The sequence below is a fragment of the Sphingopyxis sp. genome, from assembly GCF_016793825.1.
Taxonomy (GTDB): Bacteria; Pseudomonadota; Alphaproteobacteria; order Sphingomonadales; family Sphingomonadaceae; genus Sphingopyxis.
Genome location: NZ_JAEULM010000019.1, coordinates 39320 through 55837 on the forward strand (window position 1 = coordinate 39320; position 16518 = coordinate 55837).

At 64.2% G+C, this 16518-nt stretch carries 16 protein-coding genes; 3 read left to right on the forward strand and 13 right to left on the reverse strand.

The window, feature by feature from the left end; translation table 11 throughout:
• Nucleotides 1-5 precede the first annotated feature (5 nt).
• The 4 genes from JNM03_RS04465 to JNM03_RS04480 form a co-directional block, all read right to left on the reverse strand.
• Nucleotides 6-794 carry a ferritin-like domain-containing protein gene (locus JNM03_RS04465; RefSeq protein WP_294034740.1) on the reverse strand — a complete coding sequence of 263 codons (789 nt, stop codon included), beginning with the start codon at nucleotides 792-794 and terminating at the stop codon, nucleotides 6-8.
• Nucleotides 794-1258 carry a peroxiredoxin gene (locus JNM03_RS04470; protein WP_294034742.1) on the reverse strand — a complete coding sequence of 155 codons (465 nt, stop codon included), beginning with the start codon at nucleotides 1256-1258 and terminating at the stop codon, nucleotides 794-796. Before JNM03_RS04470 ends, JNM03_RS04465 begins: the two co-directional genes overlap by 1 nt.
• Nucleotides 1255-3963 carry a bifunctional [glutamine synthetase] adenylyltransferase/[glutamine synthetase]-adenylyl-L-tyrosine phosphorylase gene (locus tag JNM03_RS04475; RefSeq protein ID WP_294034744.1) on the reverse strand — a complete coding sequence of 903 codons (2709 nt, stop codon included), beginning with the start codon at nucleotides 3961-3963 and terminating at the stop codon, nucleotides 1255-1257. The genes JNM03_RS04470 and JNM03_RS04475 overlap by 4 nt, the downstream gene beginning before the upstream one ends.
• 163 nt (nucleotides 3964-4126) lie before the next feature.
• Nucleotides 4127-4921 (reverse strand): response regulator, encoded by a 795-nt coding sequence (locus tag JNM03_RS04480; protein WP_294034745.1) that lies wholly within the window; start codon nucleotides 4919-4921, stop codon nucleotides 4127-4129.
• Nucleotides 4922-5119: 198 nt separating this feature from the next.
• On the opposite strand from JNM03_RS04480, the gene JNM03_RS04485 reads away from it, so the two are divergent.
• Nucleotides 5120-5290: a NepR family anti-sigma factor gene (locus JNM03_RS04485; RefSeq protein WP_294034746.1), complete on the forward strand. Its 171-nt coding sequence runs from the start codon at nucleotides 5120-5122 to the stop codon at nucleotides 5288-5290.
• Nucleotides 5291-5326: 36 nt separating this feature from the next.
• On the opposite strand, the gene tgt is transcribed toward JNM03_RS04485, so the two are convergent.
• The 9 genes from tgt to JNM03_RS04530 all read right to left on the reverse strand — a co-directional run bounded on the left by tgt (nucleotide 5327) and on the right by JNM03_RS04530 (nucleotide 15315).
• Nucleotides 5327-6451: a tRNA guanosine(34) transglycosylase Tgt gene (tgt, locus tag JNM03_RS04490; protein WP_294034747.1), complete on the reverse strand. Its 1125-nt coding sequence runs from the start codon at nucleotides 6449-6451 to the stop codon at nucleotides 5327-5329.
• Between the two features lie 78 nt (nucleotides 6452-6529).
• Nucleotides 6530-7018, reverse strand: coding sequence for a hemerythrin domain-containing protein (locus tag JNM03_RS04495; protein WP_294034748.1), 489 nt, complete (start codon nucleotides 7016-7018; stop codon nucleotides 6530-6532).
• 58 nt (nucleotides 7019-7076) lie between these two features.
• The gene (locus tag JNM03_RS04500; protein ID WP_294034749.1) at nucleotides 7077-9272 is read right to left on the reverse strand and encodes an EAL domain-containing protein; all 2196 of its coding nucleotides are present in this window, start codon (nucleotides 9270-9272) and stop codon (nucleotides 7077-7079) included.
• A gap of 238 nt (nucleotides 9273-9510) precedes the next feature.
• A complete protein-coding gene (locus JNM03_RS04505) occupies nucleotides 9511-11463 on the reverse strand; it encodes an acyltransferase family protein (protein WP_294034750.1) in 1953 nt (650 codons plus the stop codon).
• Between the two features lie 206 nt (nucleotides 11464-11669).
• Nucleotides 11670-12734 carry a tRNA preQ1(34) S-adenosylmethionine ribosyltransferase-isomerase QueA gene (gene queA, locus JNM03_RS04510; RefSeq protein WP_294034751.1) on the reverse strand — a complete coding sequence of 355 codons (1065 nt, stop codon included), beginning with the start codon at nucleotides 12732-12734 and terminating at the stop codon, nucleotides 11670-11672.
• A gap of 24 nt (nucleotides 12735-12758) precedes the next feature.
• Entirely contained in the window at nucleotides 12759-13484 is a 726-nt protein-coding gene (locus JNM03_RS04515; RefSeq protein ID WP_294034752.1) for a peptidylprolyl isomerase, read from the reverse strand.
• A gap of 122 nt (nucleotides 13485-13606) precedes the next feature.
• A complete protein-coding gene (gene coaD, locus JNM03_RS04520; protein WP_294034753.1) occupies nucleotides 13607-14113 on the reverse strand; it encodes a pantetheine-phosphate adenylyltransferase in 507 nt (168 codons plus the stop codon).
• A complete protein-coding gene (locus tag JNM03_RS04525) occupies nucleotides 14113-15036 on the reverse strand; it encodes a polyprenyl synthetase family protein (protein ID WP_294034754.1) in 924 nt (307 codons plus the stop codon). The genes coaD and JNM03_RS04525 overlap by 1 nt, the downstream gene beginning before the upstream one ends.
• 3 nt (nucleotides 15037-15039) lie before the next feature.
• Complete coding sequence (locus JNM03_RS04530; RefSeq protein ID WP_294034755.1) at nucleotides 15040-15315, reverse strand: exodeoxyribonuclease VII small subunit; 276 nt, start codon at nucleotides 15313-15315, stop codon at nucleotides 15040-15042.
• A gap of 72 nt (nucleotides 15316-15387) precedes the next feature.
• On the opposite strand from JNM03_RS04530, the gene JNM03_RS04535 reads away from it, so the two are divergent.
• Nucleotides 15388-16041 (forward strand): hypothetical protein, encoded by a 654-nt coding sequence (locus JNM03_RS04535; RefSeq protein ID WP_294034756.1) that lies wholly within the window; start codon nucleotides 15388-15390, stop codon nucleotides 16039-16041.
• A gap of 161 nt (nucleotides 16042-16202) precedes the next feature.
• The gene (locus JNM03_RS04540) at nucleotides 16203-16487 is read left to right on the forward strand and encodes a hypothetical protein (RefSeq protein WP_294034757.1); all 285 of its coding nucleotides are present in this window, start codon (nucleotides 16203-16205) and stop codon (nucleotides 16485-16487) included.
• Nucleotides 16488-16518 lie beyond the last annotated feature (31 nt).

Genomic DNA, 16518 nt, shown 5'->3' on the forward strand with positions numbered 1-16518 from the left:
AAAGCTTACCAAGCAATAACGGCGTAGAAGTCTTGCGTTAAACCGGCTTGATGACGCGCCGAGTCGTTGAACGGAGGCTTCAGAGCTCCCCGGAATCGCGATTTTACGAGGCTTTGCCACGTTTCGACGACGTTGAATCCCATTTCATCGCACTTTCGGCCGAACCAGGCTGTGCCCGCGGTCACATGGCGGATTTCATCGTTGTAAATACGCGATAAAATTTTGGCTGACGCTTCATCGCCAGCGGCACGGAAGCGATCGACGGTCGCCGGCGTCACGTCGAGCCCCCTTGCTTCCAATACCATTGGAACGATCGCGAGCCGCGCCAGCGCATCGTCGGCAGTGGCTTCCGCAGCCTCCCAGAGACCCGCGTGCGCGGGCAGTTCGCCGTAGAAGCTGCCAAGCTGGCGCAATCGGCGGTCGAGCAAGGCGAAATGCATCGCTTCATCGGCGGCGACGCCGATCCAGTCATCGACGAAGGCGCGCGGAAACTCGCCGCCGAAGCGTCCGACAAGATCGACGGCAAGGTCGATCGCCACGAATTCGATATGCGCGAGCGCGTGGAGCATCGCGATCCGCCCGCGTTCGGACCCGCCCCTGCGTCGCGGCATCTGACCCGGCGACAGCAATTCGGGCCGGTCCGGCCATGCGGGCCGATCGGGCATCGGTGCATCGCAGCGGTGATCCAGATCGCCGCGCCGCCAGGACCGGGCCAGCGCGCGGGCCGCGCGCCGCTTGGCGTGCGGGTCCGGCGTCAGCAGGACCGCGCGCGCGGCTTCGCCCAGCGTTGGCATCAAAGACCTTTCGCAGCCTCCAGCACAGCCTCGGCGTGCCCCTTCACGCGCACCTTACGCCATTCCCGAGCCAGCTTGCCGTCGGCCCCGAACAGGAAGGTCGAGCGTTCGATCCCCATGTAGGTGCGCCCATAGTTCTGCTTTTCGACCCAGGTGCCGAAGGCTTCGCACACGGCGCCATTCTCGTCCGAGGCGAGCCGGACAGTCAGGCCATATTTGTCGCGGAATTTGCAAAGCTTCGCTGGCGCGTCGCGCGACACCGCCAGAACCTGTGCTTTCAGATGCGCGAATTCGGACGCGAGGCGGGTGAAGTCCTGTGCCTCGACCGTGCAGCCGGGCGTGTCGGCCTTGGGATAGAAATAGACGACCAGCGGCACCCCGCTCATCGCCGCCAGATCGATAGTCGCGCCGTCGGCATCGGCGAGTTTCACGGCGGGGATGGCATCGCCAAGGGCGAGAGTCATGCGCTTGTCTCCTGCTGCGGGGGGCGAATCGACGCCCACCAGTCGGCGACCTCCTGCCGCGCCGCGTCGTGCGCCGCAAGCAGTTGCGGCCAGCCGGGCTCGCCGCAGCGGCTGGCAACGAGCTGGCGCGCGGCCGCCGTCGCGGGTTCGCCCTCAGGCGCAGTCAGGCGCAGCATCACGAGCATGCGCCCGAGCAGCGCGTGCGCGTCGCAAATCGCCGCAGGGGCGAGGCCGTCAACGCGCATGCAGGCGAGCGCGGAGCCGATATTCGGATCGTGGCACCGGCCGCTCGCAAGCTGGGTGACCTGCATCGCGAATTCCAGATCGACGAGGCCGCCGGGTCCGCCCTTGATGTCGAGCGCTCCCTTTGGCGGTTTGTGCGCAGCGATCTTGTCGCGCATGTCGGCGGCGTCGCGCGCGAGCGTTTCGGGGTCGCGACGGGACCCGAGCAGGTCGTCGATGATGCGCTGTACCTCGCCCCGGGCGGCATCCGACCCATAGACCGGTCGGGCGCGGAGCAGCGCCATATGTTCCCACGTCCACGCTTCTTCGCGCTGATAGCGTTCGAAGCTGTCGAGCGTGACGACCAGCGGCCCCTGCGCGCCTTGCGGCCGGAGCCGCGTATCGACGTCGTAAAGCTTGCCCGCCGCCGTCGGCACCGACATCGCGCCGGTCACGCGCTGCGCCAGCCGATTGTAATAGGTCGTCGCGCCGAGCGGACGCGGCCCATCGGATTCGGCCAGATGGTCGCCGGTAAAAAGATAGATGAGATCAAGGTCCGAGGCATGAGTCAGCGCCCGGCCGCCAAGGCGCCCGAGTGCGAGAACAACCAGTTCGCTGTCGGCGATCCGCCCATGCGCGGCGACGAATTCGGCGACCGTCGCATCGGCAAGCACCTGCAACGCGGCCTCGGCGAGTTCGGAATAGCCGCACGCGATCGTCAGCGGATCGGTCGCACCCGCGATCAGTTGAACCCCATATGCGAAGCGCCGTTCGCCGACCCGATCGCGAACCCGGTCGAGCAGCCGTTCATAATCCAGCCCGGAAAGGCCCGGCGCCCATTCGGACAAGAGCTCGGCCTTGGTCGCGGGCGCCTCGAACGCGCGCTTGTCGATCAACCCCTCGATCAGTTCGACGCGCGCGCCCAGCGCATCGGCGAGCGCCGGCGCCAGCGACAATATCTGCGTCGCGATCTTTGCCAGCTCGGGCTGCGCGGCGAGCAGGTGGAAGAAATTGACCGCGCTCGGCAAGCCGCTGACGAGCTTGTCGAACCGGATCAGCGTCGCTTGCGGATCGGGTGCGGCGCCGATCGCCCTTACCAGTTCGGGAAGCACGGTTTCCAGCGCCTCCAGGGCCGCCGGACTGCGCAGCGCGCGCAGCTTGCCGCCGCGCCATTCGGCGATCGTGCGCAGCGCGGCGTCGGGCGGCTCGAAGCCGGCGGCGACCAGCGCGACGGCAAGTTCGCCCTCGTCACGCGGCAGGCCGGTCGTCACCGCGCGTTCGGCGACAAGCCGGTCGTAGCAGGTTCCGACGTCGCGCACGACCGGCAGGAGTGCGGCCAGCAGCCCTGCACCGTCGGCCGCGCCATCGAGCCGCGCCACCGCGTCCAGCGCCGCAGGCTGAACCGGAAGGGAGTGCGTTTGCTGGTCCTCGATCATCTGGAGCCGATGCTCGATCCGGCGGAGCGTCGCGTAATGATCGGCGAGCCGCCCAGCGATATCGGCGTCGATGCGGCCCGCCTTCGTCAGCGCGGCGAGCGCATCGACCGTGGCAGGCACCCGAAGCGATGGGTCGCGCCCGCCATAGATGAGCTGATGGACCTGCGTGAAAAACTCGATCTCGCGAATACCGCCGCGCCCGCGCTTCAGGTCATAGCCGGGCCCAAACGCCTGCCCTTGCGAGAAATGATCGCGAATCCGGTCACTCATCGCCCCGATTTCCTTGAGCTGGCGGAAATCGAGGCTGCGGCGCCAGATGAACGGCTGAATCGCCGCCAGGAAATTTTCGCCGAGCGCCCGGTCGCCCGCCGACGCGCGCGAACGGATGAAAGCCGCCTGCTCCCACGCGAGCGCTTCGGATTCATAATAAGAGATCGCCGCGCTTTCCGGCAGGACGATCGGCGTCACCTCGGGATGCGGACGCAAACGCAGATCGACGCGCAGCACATGTCCGTCGGCCGTCCGCGCCGACAGGATTTCGACCATCCGCCGCGCGATCCGTACCGCCGCCTCTCCGGGATCGTCGCGCGACCGGCGCGGCATCGTGTCGGGATCGAAGATCAGGATCGGGTCGATATCCGACGAATAGTTGAGTTCGTGACTGCCCAGCTTTCCCAGCGCGATTACCGCGAGCCCGCGCGGCTCCTCATCGGGCACCCGTTCGGCAAACGCCGCCGCGATCGCGGCGTTGCAAGCCTCGTCGGCGAAGATCGACAGCAACCGCGTCGTGGTCGCAACATCATGCTCCCCCGACAGGTCGCCCAGCGCCAGGAGCAGCGCCATCCGTCCGCGCCATTGTCGAAGCGTGCGCATGATGTCGTCGCCGGCCGGCGGCGGCGCGACCTGCCCCAGCGCCGCATCGGTTCCCTCGCGCAGGAAGCGCGTGACATCGTCGGGATTGATCTCGGCAAGCCGCGCGAGAAAAGGCGCGTTGGCGGTCAGCCGGTCGAGCGCGGACTGGCGCGCGGAAGCGTCAAGGGCGGTCATCGCCCGATGCTATCGCCTGCGATGGAACGGGTAGCAACCCCCACCTCGTCATTGCGAGGCGCCGCAGGCAACGAAGCAATCTCCCACCATCGGCCTCGCGCCGGACCGATGGCGGGAGATTGCTTCGCTTCGCTCGCAATGACGAAGGTTCAGGATATCGGCGTCAGGCCGGTACCGTGCTTTCGTCGAAAAAGAGGACCTGCGAGATCGCGGCGCGCAGCGTTGCCGGTTGATAGGGCTTGGTCAGCAGGAAGGCCGGCTCGGGCCGGTCGCCGGTCAGCAACCGCTCGGGAAAGGCGGTGATGAAAATGACCGGAACCGTCACATCGGTCAGGATTTCCTGCACAGCCTCGATCCCCGAGCTGTTGTCGGCAAGCTGGATATCGGCGAGCACCAGACCCGGCTGATGCTTCTGCGCCTCAGCCACCGCCTCGCTGTGCGTCGTGGCGACCGCGACGACATCGTGGCCGAGATCGCGGACGATCATCTCGATATCCATCGCGATGATCGGCTCATCTTCGATGATCAGGATGCGCGCGCGCGTCTGCCGGTCGATCTCGTCGGTCGCTTCATGGATCAGCTTGTCCACGGCCGCCGCGTCGCGGCCGACGATACGGCCGGTTTCTTCATGGCTGAAACCTTCGACTGCGGTCAGCAACAGCGCCTGCCGCGCCAGCGACGGAATCCGGCGCAGCCGCGCGTCCGCGATCGCGATTTCCGGCGCCACGGCCTCTTCGGCCGGCTGCGCTCGGGCCGCGACGAGACCGAAATTGTCGTGCACCATGCGATAGAGCTGAATGCGCAGATCGTGGCCAGTATCGACGGCGTCGGGATTGGCCACCAGCGTTTCCAGAAGCCGAGCGACCAGCGCATCGCCGCTTTGCTGACTCCCCGAAATCGCACGGCCATAGCGCCGCAGATAGGGAAGATGCGGCGCGATCGCCTGACCCAATGACATAGAAAACCCTCCAGAAACGGGACAAAACCCCCGAACAGGCGCGAAACACGACCGAAAGCCTGCCGCGCGCCGACATAATTTCACCCCTTGGGAACGATTCAAGTGTAAAATAGTTTCACGATTAACGAACAAAGGCGCATTGCGCTTTGGTTTACGCACGGTTAGCACAAGGGCCTATGTCCAAGAGATGCGACTATAATGACGTCTAAATCCGGTTCGCCGACAGACAAGCCGGCCGGGAAGGACGCCGAAAAGCCACTCCCCAGGAAGGTGCAGGACGTCAATGTCGCGCTGCGCCGCGCTTATGATTCCGCGGTGGACGAGACGATTCCGCAGTCGATGCTCGACCTGCTCAGCAAGCTGAACTGACTTCCGATCGCGACGACTATTTCGCCGGGTGCCGATCTATTTTCCGTAACGCGCCGCGAAGTCCTGCTGAAACGCAGCAAATGATCCCGCCGCGATCGCAGTCCGCATTCCCTGCATCAACGCCTGATAGAAATGCAGATTATGCTGCGTCATCAGCATCGCGCCCAGCATTTCGCCTGCGCGGACGAGATGGTGCAGATAGGCGCGCGACCAGCCCGTGCACACCGGGCAATCGCACGACGGATCGAGCGGTGCCTTATCCTCGGCATGTTTGGCGTTCCGGATATTGACCGGCCCGTCCCAGGTAAAGGCCTGACCGTTCCGCCCCGATCGTGTCGGCAACACACAATCGAACATATCGACGCCGCGCGCGACCGCCCCCACCAGATCGTCGGGCTTGCCGACCCCCATCAGATAGCGCGGCTTGTCGGCCGGAAGCTGGCCCGGTGCGAAATCGAGCACGCCAAACATCGCGTGCTGCCCCTCGCCCACCGCGAGACCGCCGATCGCATAGCCGTCGAAGCCGATCTCGGTCAGCGCCTCGGCCGAGCGCGCGCGCAGTTTTTCGTCGAGCGATCCCTGCTGGATACCGAACAGCGCGGCGCGTTCCGCATGTTCGCCGCCCGCGTCGAAGCCCGCGCGGCTGCGCGCGGCCCAGCGCATCGAGCGTTCCATGCTCGCCTCCGCGCGCTTCGCATCGACGCCGTTCGGCGGGCATTCGTCGAACGCCATCACGATGTCGCTGCCAAGCAGGCGCTGGATTTCCATCGAGCGTTCGGGGGTCAGCATATGACGCGATCCATCGAGATGGCTCTTGAAAGCCACCCCCTCCTCGCTCTGTTTGGTGAGCGCCGACAGGCTCATCACCTGATAGCCCCCACTGTCGGTAAGGATGGGCCGGTCCCATCCCATGAAGTCGTGCAGGCCGCCCAGTCGCGCCATGCGTTCGGCACCGGGGCGCAACATCAGGTGATAGGTATTGCCAAGGATGATGTCGGCGCCGGTCGCGCGCACGTCCGCCGGCCGCATCGCCTTCACCGTCGCCGCGGTACCGACGGGCATGAAAGCGGGCGTACGAATATCGCCGCGCTGCATCCGGATCACGCCCGTCCGCGCGGCGCCGTCGGTCGCGGCGATCGCAAAGGTGAATCTGTCGCTCATGGCGCGCGCCTATGACGGGATGCGCGCGATAAGTCGAGGGTGACGGCCGCCGTTCGTCCTGCGACCGGGTTTATCACATCACGCCTTTTCCTCTTCGCTCGACGGCGTTTCTTCGGCCGCTTTCGCCTTTTCCTTCGGTTTTTCCTTTTCGAATATCTTGATCAGCTCGCGCTTCTTCGCGGCCGACAAGCCCTTCTCGGCGACGGGGAACATTTCTTCCTCTTCCTCGTCGATGTGATGGAGATATCGCGCCTTCATCGTTCGAAAGCGCGTGAGCCAGCCGGTGGATCCGAAATCCATCTCGAACAATTCGGTCAGGAAATCCTCGATCTCCTTATGCTCGGCAACGCTGTGCTGCGCCTCGTCGCGCAAGTCGGCGTCGGCGAGCATCGTTGCATAGAGCGACATTTCCTCGGAGGCCGCATGCGCCGTCACCTCGACTCGAAAACTCTCGAACAGATAGCGGCGATCGTCGCTGTCGCCCTCGGTCTGGTCGATACGGTCGAGCAGGTCGCGGTGCCGGTCGTGATCGGCCTTCAGTCGCGCGAATATCCGGGTCTCGGTCATCGTCATCTCCGTCCATCATGGTCGAAGACAAAACGGGTCAGTCCCGCTCAGGTTCCGTTTACGCCGCTTTCCAGTCGTTCGTCGTCGTGAAAGACGGCAGCGCAAGCTGCGAGGTCGCCTGCTGCGTCGCGGCGGCGATCAGATAGGGCGAAACGCGGTGGCGCGTGCAGAGCCCGCCATTGCCGTCGCTGACCATCGTCTGTTCGAATTCGATGCCCTGCTGATGCTTCATCGAACGACGAACCGTCGCGGTCGCAAGCTGGCCTTCGCCAAAATCGATCACGAACCGGGTGCCGACGGGCACGTCCAATATCCCTTCGATGAAGGCGCCGGTCGTCGACAGGTTGCGGATGACGACATTGTAGCGATGATTGTCGTGGATCGCGCCGACCTTGCGGAACATCTGGAACCGGTCGTTGCGCTGCTTCGCCGGTCCCGAGGGCTTGATCGTCCACGATCCCGCTTCGGCATGTTCGATCAGCAACTGGTGCCCCACCGGCTTGCTGTACACATAGCCCTGGACATGGCTGACGTTGAGCGTGCGGATGAGGTCGAGCTGGTCGAGCGATTCGATGCCTTCGGCCGTCGTTTCCATCTCCAGCGCTTCGGCCAGCGCCACGATCGCGGCGATGATCGCCCCGTTGCGCGATCCCGGCACGGTCGCGCCGCGCACGAAGCTCTGATCGATCTTGATCTTGTCGAACGGCGCCGACTGCAGATAGCCGAGCGAGGAATAGCCGGTTCCGAAATCGTCGAGCGCCAGACGGACACCAAGCGACTTCAGCGCCTTGAACATAAGGGCGGTTTCGGCCGAATCCCCAAGAAACACGCTTTCGGTGATTTCCAGCTCCAGCCGGTCGGCGGGGAGGCCGGTCGTCGCCAGCGCGTTCGCCACGATCTTGGGCAGATCCTCGTTCGCGAACTGGATCGGCGAAACATTCACCGCGACGCGCAGGTCGCCCGGCCAGCGCGCGGCGTCCTCGCACGCCTTGCGCAGCACCCACTCGCCAAGCGGCCAGATCAGATTGGCTTCCTCGGCAATCGGGATGAACACCGCGGGCGAGATCACTCCGCGCTCGGGATGCGTCCAGCGGATGAGCGCTTCGACGCCGGTCACCATGTTCGATTTCGACTGGACGACCGGCTGATAGGATAATTCCATCTCGCCGCGCGCCAGCGCGTCGCGCAAATCCTCTTCGAGCGCGCGCCGGTCCTCGGCCGCCTGGTGAAGGTCGCTCGAATAGAAGCGAAAGCGGCCGCGGCCGTTCCCCTTCGCCGCGTAGAGCGCAAGGTCGGCGTTGCGGATGAGGTCGTCGCTGGTCTGCCCGTCGAATGGCGCGATCGCGACGCCGACCGACGCGCCGATGATGCAGCGGCTGCCTTCGACAGAATAGGGCTGCGACAGGCTGCCGATGATGTCGGCCGCCATGTCGCCGAGCTTGCCGCGATCCTCGAGGTCGGGAAGGATGATCTGGAACTCGTCGCCGCCAAGGCGGCTCACCATTTCCTTGTCGCCGAAAATCTTGAGCAGGCGCTGCGCCACCTGCCTTAGCAGCGCGTCGCCGGCGGGGTGGCCGAGCGTGTCGTTGACCTGTTTGAACCGGTCGAGGTCGAGCAGCATGATCGCGCAGCTTCGCTGTTGCTGCGAAAATGCGGCGAGCGTCGTGTCGAGCTTTTTCGAGATGTGGAACCGGTTGGCGAGCCCCGTCAGCGAATCATAGAGCGCGAGACGCGAGGCGTCTTCGGCCGAGCGGCGCTGCGCAGTGATGTCGGAGCCGCTTCCCCGCCATCCGGCAAGGTTGCCAGCGCTGTCGAGGTGCGGGCGCCCCGACACGGCCCACCAGCGATCGTCGCCCTCGAACGCGCTGCGCAGCGGCAGTTCGTCGAACTTCGACTGCTTCGTCATCAGGAAGGGCAAGGTGCGCTGCCGCTCGCCGTGGCTGTCGACGGGGAGGAAGAGGTCGGTGAAGGCCTTGCCGAGCAATTCACCGCTCGATCGTCCCATCAACCGGGCGACGGCATCGGTGATATAGGTGATGCGGCCTTCGGCGTCGGTCGCCCAGAACCAGCCACGACCACTTTCCTCGTAATTTTGGAGCAGCAGCAGGGCGTCGCGCGTATGCAGGTTCGCGGTCACCGGCTCGCTGCGCTGGCGCCCCATGCGCGCGCCGAGCTTGCCGAAAAAGCCGCGCGATCCGTCGTCGGTCGCGGTCTCGTCCTGATCACCGGAAATATGTGACGATGGCATGTCCATCAACGAACTCTTGCTGGCCCCTTTAACGCAGGAGTCCGCAATGCCCGCAATGCCTTGCCATATTGTAAATATTCCCGTGGCCGGACGGGCATTTGTCCCATTTAGGGGCGAGGCGCGCCGAACAGAGCCAGACGACGACGGCGGCTACGGGGCCACGACGGAGAATGAGAGCCTTGCCTCGCCAACACTCTTGGCGGTCGCGGAGCGTTTTTCTGCCGATCCACAACACCGTCTGAAATCAACGGATTCCGACGCTCGACGGAGTGCCTTCTTCTTTCGGTTTTGCCACCGTATCCGAAAGAACTCGAAACAGATCAGATTTTTGCAACAGGACTCCTACGCCATGAAGCGAGAGGTGGCGATCATCGAAATAGAGGGCATGCCCCAGGGGATCGATGGCAGGGCAGATATCCCGCCCACATAAGTGGTCGGAGGGGCGTATCGCGACCGCGCCAGTTCGCGCGACTACACCGTCCAGATGGCGACTTATCTCCGCCGCTGCTCGATGAAAAGCGAGAGCGCTGGCGGCCAGTCCACGATCGCTCTCGTTCCTGTCGGTGAGGATGGCGAGTCCCGAAGGAACGTCCATACTCGGCCCCGGCACCGGGTAAATCAGTATCACTTTTTTGCCACTCGTTTGGAGACGTCTGACGGCAAACTCGAGTTTCCGGGCATGTTCGGCATAGTCGACCTGATAGGTCAGATAATGTGCCGCGACCACGACGGCCTTTATTTCTCTATCTCGTTCAAGCCCGGCCAAAACCTCTCGATTGAATGCAGTGCATCTTTCTTCATACGTCGACTTTTCGTCCAGACCGGGCGAACAGGCCGATGCGGTGAACTGGCGAACAGCCCCGTCCGACGCCTCCATCTGCTTCCCGATCACATAGGCCATTTCGGCGCCGAAGCTGTCCGCCCAAATCGCCACTGATGCGGGAACGCCGACGCCACCCAGAACGCAGCCATCGGCATAGCGGAATTGGCCTACATGCTGAAAATGACAGTCTCCTCGACGGGGGCTGAAATCCTGTCGCGCCTGCTTCATTGCAGCTAGCGCGCGATCGCTGAAGCGTCCCTCCAGTCCGTTCAAATGGAACAGCGTCATGGACGAAGCCCCGATGACCATCAGTCCCGCGGCCGATGCCGCGAAAACCGTCCGTTGATTTCCACGGGACATGATGATCGGCTTCTCGACATATCGATAGGATGCCCATGCAAGGGTCGTCGAAACCGCCGCAAGAACGCCGGCCTGTCCAATCGATAGCGGGCCTAGGTTCACATATCGGGCCAGCACGAGAACCGGCCAGTGCCAAAGATAAAGCGAGTAAGAGATGTTGCCGAAGAACTGGAAGAAGCTTCCCGAAATCAGGCGCCCGCCCTGCGAAGAACCACCCTGCCCGGCATAGATGACAAGGGCTGTACCAACACAAGGAAGCAGCGCGGCGAACCCAGGAAATCGCGTAAGATCGTCGAAAACGGCGAAGCAGTAGAGCAGCATCGCCAGCCCGACAAACGACAATGCATTGCGAACGAACTGCGACGGCGCAGCTGTCACAAAACCCATCGCCAGTGCAGCACCGATCAGCAATTCATAGGCGCGTGCAAATGGCAGGTAGAACGCCGCAGAAGGGCTCCTTCCCAACAGCCACACGCACATCGCCAATGACATCAGGGCACCAGCAAGGGTAACACCAAATAGAAGTTTCCGGTTCCGCCGCAGCGCATATATGACTAACGGAAAAGCTATATAGAACTGCTCTTCAACTGCCAGCGACCAAGTATGCACAAGAGGAAGATACTCGGCAGCGGGAGAAAAATAGTCGGACGTTTGGAAGTAAAAGAGGTTCGCCAGAAACAAGATTGTTGCGACCGTGGCTTCTCCCAAGCTTGCAAGCTGAGGCGGCGGCAATATTATCATTCCGGCCAGGACAACGGCGGTCAGCATCACGAACAATGCGGGAAACAAGCGTTTCGCTCGGCGTTCATAAAAATCGGCGATCGAATAGCCGCCACCGGCAATCTCTTTGAGGATGATGCCGGTTATCAAATAACCCGATATGACAAAGAATATGTCGACCCCGACGTAACCGCCCGGAACCCATTGCTCATGCGCATGGTACAGGACGACGGGGACGATCGCGAGCGCGCGCAAACCCTGAATATCGGCACGGAACCGCTGTACGTCTGACATAGCGCTGAAAATGCCCCCGTTTCCTGCAATTCAGCGGGATATCTTCTTTTGCGAAAGGCGCAAGCCGAGGAACGTCTGCGCCCCTGTCGCCAGTCCTAAGGTGGGACAAAGGCGCGGCCGTTCCGTCACCGCTCGGCACTCGGTCCGTCATTCCAGAACTGCTAGGGATCGGAAAGTCGATCGAACGAGGCAAGCGCGCCTTCGCCCTATGGTTCCGGCAGCAACAGGCTGGCGTCCCCATAGCTGTAAAATCGATAATCGTGCCCGATCGCGTGGGCGTAGGCAGCCTGCATTCTGTTCAGGCCCATCAACGCGCTGACCAGCATGAACAGGGTTGATTTGGGGAGGTGGAAGTTGGTCATCAGGCCGTCGATCGCCCTGAAACGATAGCCGGGGGTGATGAAGATCGACGTATCCCCCTCGAAAGGCGCGATCCTGCCTTCGTCGCGTGCTGCGCTTTCGAGGAGGCGGAGACTGGTCGTGCCGACCGCGATCACGCGGCCGCCGCCCGCGCGGACGGCGTTGAGCCGATCGGCGGTCGCGGCGTCGATCCGGCCCCATTCGGCATGCATGACATGATCGTCGGTGTCGTCGGCCTTCACCGGCAGAAACGTCCCCGCGCCGACGTGAAGGGTCAGCGTCTCGCTGGCGATTCCGGTCCTTGCGAGCGCGGCGAGCAATTCGGGGGTGAAGTGCAGTGCCGCGGTGGGCGCCGCGACCGCGCCATCCTTTTGCGCGAACATCGTCTGATAATCGCTGCGGTCGGCATCATCGGTCGGCCGTTTGCCCGCGATATAGGGCGGCAGCGGCATCGTACCGGCGCGTTCGAGCAGCAATTCGACCGGTTCGTCGCCGCCGAACGCCAGCACGAAGCTGCCGTCGGAAAGCCGCTCTTCGGCCAGCGCGATGACGTCGGCGCCGAAATCGATGGCATCCCCGACGCGCAACCGCTTCGCATTGCGGACGAAGGCCTGCCAGCGACGGAGGTCGATCCGCTTGTGGAGCGTAGCACCGATCTTCGCCCCGGACATGTCCTGTGCATCGTCCCCAACCCGCGCCGCACGCCGCCCTTCGAGCTGAGCCGGAATGACGCGGGTGTCGTTGAACACGAGGCAATCGCCGGCGCGCAGCCAGGACGGCAGATCGCGGACGCCGGCGTCGGTCAGGCCGCCCTTCGCCACGACGAGCATCCGCGCCGCGTCGCGCGGGCGCGCGGGGCGGAGCGCGATGCGCGCGGGCGGCAGTTCAAAATCGAAGGCGTCGACGCGCATAGGAGTGCGGGCGCGTCCCCGCGCTTACCGCTTGATCGGCGCGTTAAGCTGATCGACCGTGACCTCGACCGGCGCGGCCGGCCGCTCCTCGGTCAGCAACGCCGCGGGCGGCATCGGCTTGTTGTCGGCGGCGACCGACATCTGGACGATGCGCGACATGATCGCGGGCGGCTCGCCCTTCGCGACCGCATCGATATATTGCATCCCCGATATCACGCGGCCGAACGCCGTGTAGCGATGGTCGAGGCTGAAACGCGGCTGCAGCATGATGAAGAACTGGCTGTTCGCGCTGTCGGGATTTTCGGCACGCGCCATCGACAGCGTACCACGCAGATGCGGCGTATCATTGAATTCGGCCTTCAGATCGGGAAGCTGCGAACCGCCTTGCCCGGTGGCGGTCGGGTCGCCGGTCTGGGCCATGAAACCGTCGATCACGCGGTGGAACTTGATCCCGTTGTAAAAACCCGCGCGCGCCAGCGTCTTCATCCGCTCGACATGCGCCGGCGCGACATTCGGATAGAGCTGGATCACCACGCGGCCGCCGGTCGAAAGATCGAGATCGAGCATATACTCGGGATTGCCCATATATTGGTCGGGCGCCATCGTCGGGGCGGCGGGCGCCTCCGCGGCCGCTGCGGCGGGGTCGCCCGATGCCGGAGCCGGTGCGGACGGCGCTTCGCCGCCCTGCGGCGCGGGGGGCGCCGGCGGCACCTCCTGCGCGACGGCCGAAGCCGCGAGGCCGAATGCCATCGCCGTCAGAATCAGAGGGCGGAAGGAAGGTTTCATGCTGGATCGGCCTCTTATTGAAAACTTGAACTGCGCCCCGCTCGGCGCGCCGTAGCTGGAAAAAGCTGAACGCTCAATGATTGGGATCAGGCTTCGCCCTGCCGGATGCCGCGTTCGTCGATCCGCTGCACCACGGCATCGCGTACCGACGGCGTTACGAACTTGTGGATGTCGCCGCCAAAGATCGCGATTTCCTTGACCAGCCGCGACGCGATCGGCTGCAGCCCAACGTCGGCCATCAGGAACACCGTTTCGATCCGGTCGTTGAGCTGCTGGTTCATGCCCGCCATCTGATATTCATATTCGAAGTCGGCGACCGCGCGCAGCCCGCGCACGATCACGCCCGCCCCTTCGCGCTGCGCAAAATCCATCAGCAGGGAATTGAACCCGACGACGCGAATATCGCCGCCAATGCTCGCCACCTCGTGGCGCACCATCTCGATCCGCTCCTCGTCATCGAACAGCGGCGACTTGGTGATGTTGGTCGTGACCCCGATGACCAGCCGGTCGACCAGCTTCGCCCCCCGACGGATGATGTCCATGTGACCGAGCGTGATCGGATCGAAGGTTCCGGGATAAACCCCAATGCGCATCAATGATCCCTTTCGACGACATAGCGTGCGATCGCGCGCAGCAGCCCAGCCTCTTCGCCGAAACCGGCGAGATGCGCAATCGCCTGTTCGACCAGCAGCGCGGCCTGTTCGCGCGCGCGCTCGAGCCCCATCAGCGTGACGAAGGTCGCCTTGCCCGCTGCCGCGTCCTTGTGCAGCGCCTTGCCGGCGAGCGTCTCGTCGCCCTCGACGTCCATGATGTCGTCGACAATCTGGAACGCCAGCCCGATGTCGCGCGCATAGCCGCGTAGCGGACGCCGTCCCTCCGGCGGAATGCGCGCGAGGATCGCGCCCGCCTCGACCGAGAAGGCGATCAGCGCGCCCGTCTTGAGCTGCTGCAGCCGGGTGACCGTCGGCAAGTCGAAGTCGGCGGTTTCTGCGGCCAGGTCCATCATCTGCCCGCCCGCCATCCCCGCTGGCCCCGCCGCCAGCGCAAGCTCGCGGATCAGTTCGGTACGGACGAACGGGTCGCTGTGCGTCGCCGGGTCGACCAGCCATTCGAACGCGAGCGCGTGGAGCGAATCGCCCGCCAGCACGGCGGTCGCATCGTCGAACGCCTTGTGGACCGTTGGCTTGCCGCGCCGCATATCGTCATCGTCCATGCACGGCAGATCGTCATGAATCAGCGAATAGACATGCATCGCCTCCACCGCGGCACCAACCCGCAGGCTGAGCGCGCGATCGACGTGGAACAGATCGCCCGCCGCGCGCACGAGCAGCGGCCGGAGGCGCTTGCCGCCCGCGATCGCGGCATGCCGCATCGCCTCGTAAAGGCGGCCGCGCGGGTCCGCCGGAACGGCCAGCAGGCGATCGAAGAGCTGGTCTATTCCGGTCGCGACCTCGTCCTGCGCGCGCTCCAGCAAGCGCGCCGCATAATCGGTATCGCCATCGACGACCCCCATCATCGCTCAGCTTTCGCCGAAAGGCGTCGTTCCCGCCGGCTGGCCGTCAGCGCCAAGGCCGACCTGCTCGATCCGCGCCTGCGCCGCCGCGAGGCGCGCTTCGCAATGCTGGCGGAGCGCATGACCGCGTTCGTAGAGCGCGACGGACTTTTCGAGGCTGACATCGCCGCTTTCGAGCTGGCGAACGATGCTTTCAAGCTCGCCCATCGCCGCTTCGAAGGTCAGCGTGGAAATCGGCGTCGTGCCGGGGGAGGAAGGGGTCGCTTCGGGGGTATCCGTCATCGCCCTGCTTTGGCCCCTTCGCCCCTGTGCGGTCAAGCTTGACGTCGCCCCCGGGAACGATAACCTCGGCGCATGTTCATCGGTCACTTCGCACCGGCGTTCGTCGCCGCAGCGCGGCCCAAAGCCGCAGGGCTCGGCACACTGTTCGTCGCGGCGCAGCTTGTCGACATCGGCTTTGCCGCGATGCTGATTCCGGGGATCGAAGCGATGCGGATCGTGCCCGGCATCACGGCGATGAACCCGATGGACCTTTACCACATGCCTTTCACGCACAGCCTGCTCGGCGCGACGGTCTGGGCCCTGCTGTTCGGATTGATCGTCTGGGTCTGCACCAGGCGGATCGCGGCAGCGATCGGCGCGGCGCTGGTGGTCGTGTCGCACTGGTTCATCGACCTGCTGGTCCATATTCCCGACCTGACGCTTCTCGGCACGCCGCCAAAGCTGGGCTTCGGCCTGTGGAACTATCCCGCTATCGCGATGCCGCTCGAGATTCTGCTGATCGGTGCGGCGTTCGCATATTATGTCCGGCGGACGCGGGCCGTTTCGGCGTCCTACCGGCTGTGGATTCTTGCCGCGCTGCTGGCCCTGTTCCAGGCGATCGACTGGTTCGGGCCGAAGGAACCGATTTATTCGCTGGCGATCCCCGCGACGATGCTGCTCGCCTATGTGGTGCTCGCGGGAGCCGCAGCATGGGCCGGCGCCAACCGCATGCCAGCATCCACATGACCCCGCAGGCGGGCGCCGCCTAGGGTCAGGACACCCTTACCCGGCGCAATCACGATTCGGCTTTTTGCAATTGCTGACGCGCGCGCTGCGCGTCATGCTGCAACGCACAAGAAGAGAGGGGCTCGAAGGCAAGTTTTCTTGAATCGACAAGGACTTGCACCATGAAAAAGATTCTTCTTCCCATAGCCGCCCTGTTCGCTGCCGTGCCGGTGGCGGCTCATGCCCAAGAGCAGCGTTTCGAACATGAGGGGCGCATCTACAGCTATTCGGTCACGCAGGCCGGCGGCTATCGCGTCATCAGCGGCGTCGAGGAAAAGACCGGAAAACCGTTTGTCCTTCGTGTCGGCGAGCATCGTGTCCGCGGCACCGTCGGCTCGCAGCAGGTCAGCTTCACGCTGCGCGAGGTCGAACCGCTGGCGAAGGTCACGATTCTCGCTTCGCGCTGAACTCGCTCCGTCCGCAGACCCCATGGCGCAA

Bases quoted from the DNA above. Each gene is read 5' to 3' on its own strand.
- JNM03_RS04485 (WP_294034746.1), top strand. From the start codon at position 5,120: ATGACGTCTAAATCCGGTTCGCCGACAGACAAGCCGGCCGGGAAGGAC.
- JNM03_RS04505 (WP_294034750.1), bottom strand. From the start codon at position 11,463: ATGTCAGACGTACAGCGGTTCCGTGCCGATATTCAGGGTTTGCGCGCG.
- JNM03_RS04525 (WP_294034754.1), bottom strand. From the start codon at position 15,036: ATGATGGGGGTCGTCGATGGCGATACCGATTATGCGGCGCGCTTGCTG.
- JNM03_RS04540 (WP_294034757.1), top strand. From the start codon at position 16,203: ATGAAAAAGATTCTTCTTCCCATAGCCGCCCTGTTCGCTGCCGTGCCG.
- JNM03_RS04465 (WP_294034740.1), bottom strand. From the start codon at position 794: ATGCCAACGCTGGGCGAAGCCGCGCGCGCGGTCCTGCTGACGCCGGAC.
- JNM03_RS04470 (WP_294034742.1), bottom strand. From the start codon at position 1,258: ATGACTCTCGCCCTTGGCGATGCCATCCCCGCCGTGAAACTCGCCGAT.
- JNM03_RS04515 (WP_294034752.1), bottom strand. From the start codon at position 13,484: ATGGCATTCGGCCTCGCGGCTTCGGCCGTCGCGCAGGAGGTGCCGCCG.
- coaD (WP_294034753.1), bottom strand. From the start codon at position 14,113: ATGCGCATTGGGGTTTATCCCGGAACCTTCGATCCGATCACGCTCGGT.
- JNM03_RS04500 (WP_294034749.1), bottom strand. From the start codon at position 9,272: ATGGACATGCCATCGTCACATATTTCCGGTGATCAGGACGAGACCGCG.
- JNM03_RS04475 (WP_294034744.1), bottom strand. From the start codon at position 3,963: ATGACCGCCCTTGACGCTTCCGCGCGCCAGTCCGCGCTCGACCGGCTG.
- JNM03_RS04480 (WP_294034745.1), bottom strand. From the start codon at position 4,921: ATGTCATTGGGTCAGGCGATCGCGCCGCATCTTCCCTATCTGCGGCGC.
- JNM03_RS04535 (WP_294034756.1), top strand. From the start codon at position 15,388: ATGTTCATCGGTCACTTCGCACCGGCGTTCGTCGCCGCAGCGCGGCCC.
- JNM03_RS04495 (WP_294034748.1), bottom strand. From the start codon at position 7,018: ATGACCGAGACCCGGATATTCGCGCGACTGAAGGCCGATCACGACCGG.
- queA (WP_294034751.1), bottom strand. From the start codon at position 12,734: ATGCGCGTCGACGCCTTCGATTTTGAACTGCCGCCCGCGCGCATCGCG.
- JNM03_RS04530 (WP_294034755.1), bottom strand. From the start codon at position 15,315: ATGACGGATACCCCCGAAGCGACCCCTTCCTCCCCCGGCACGACGCCG.
- tgt (WP_294034747.1), bottom strand. From the start codon at position 6,451: ATGAGCGACAGATTCACCTTTGCGATCGCCGCGACCGACGGCGCCGCG.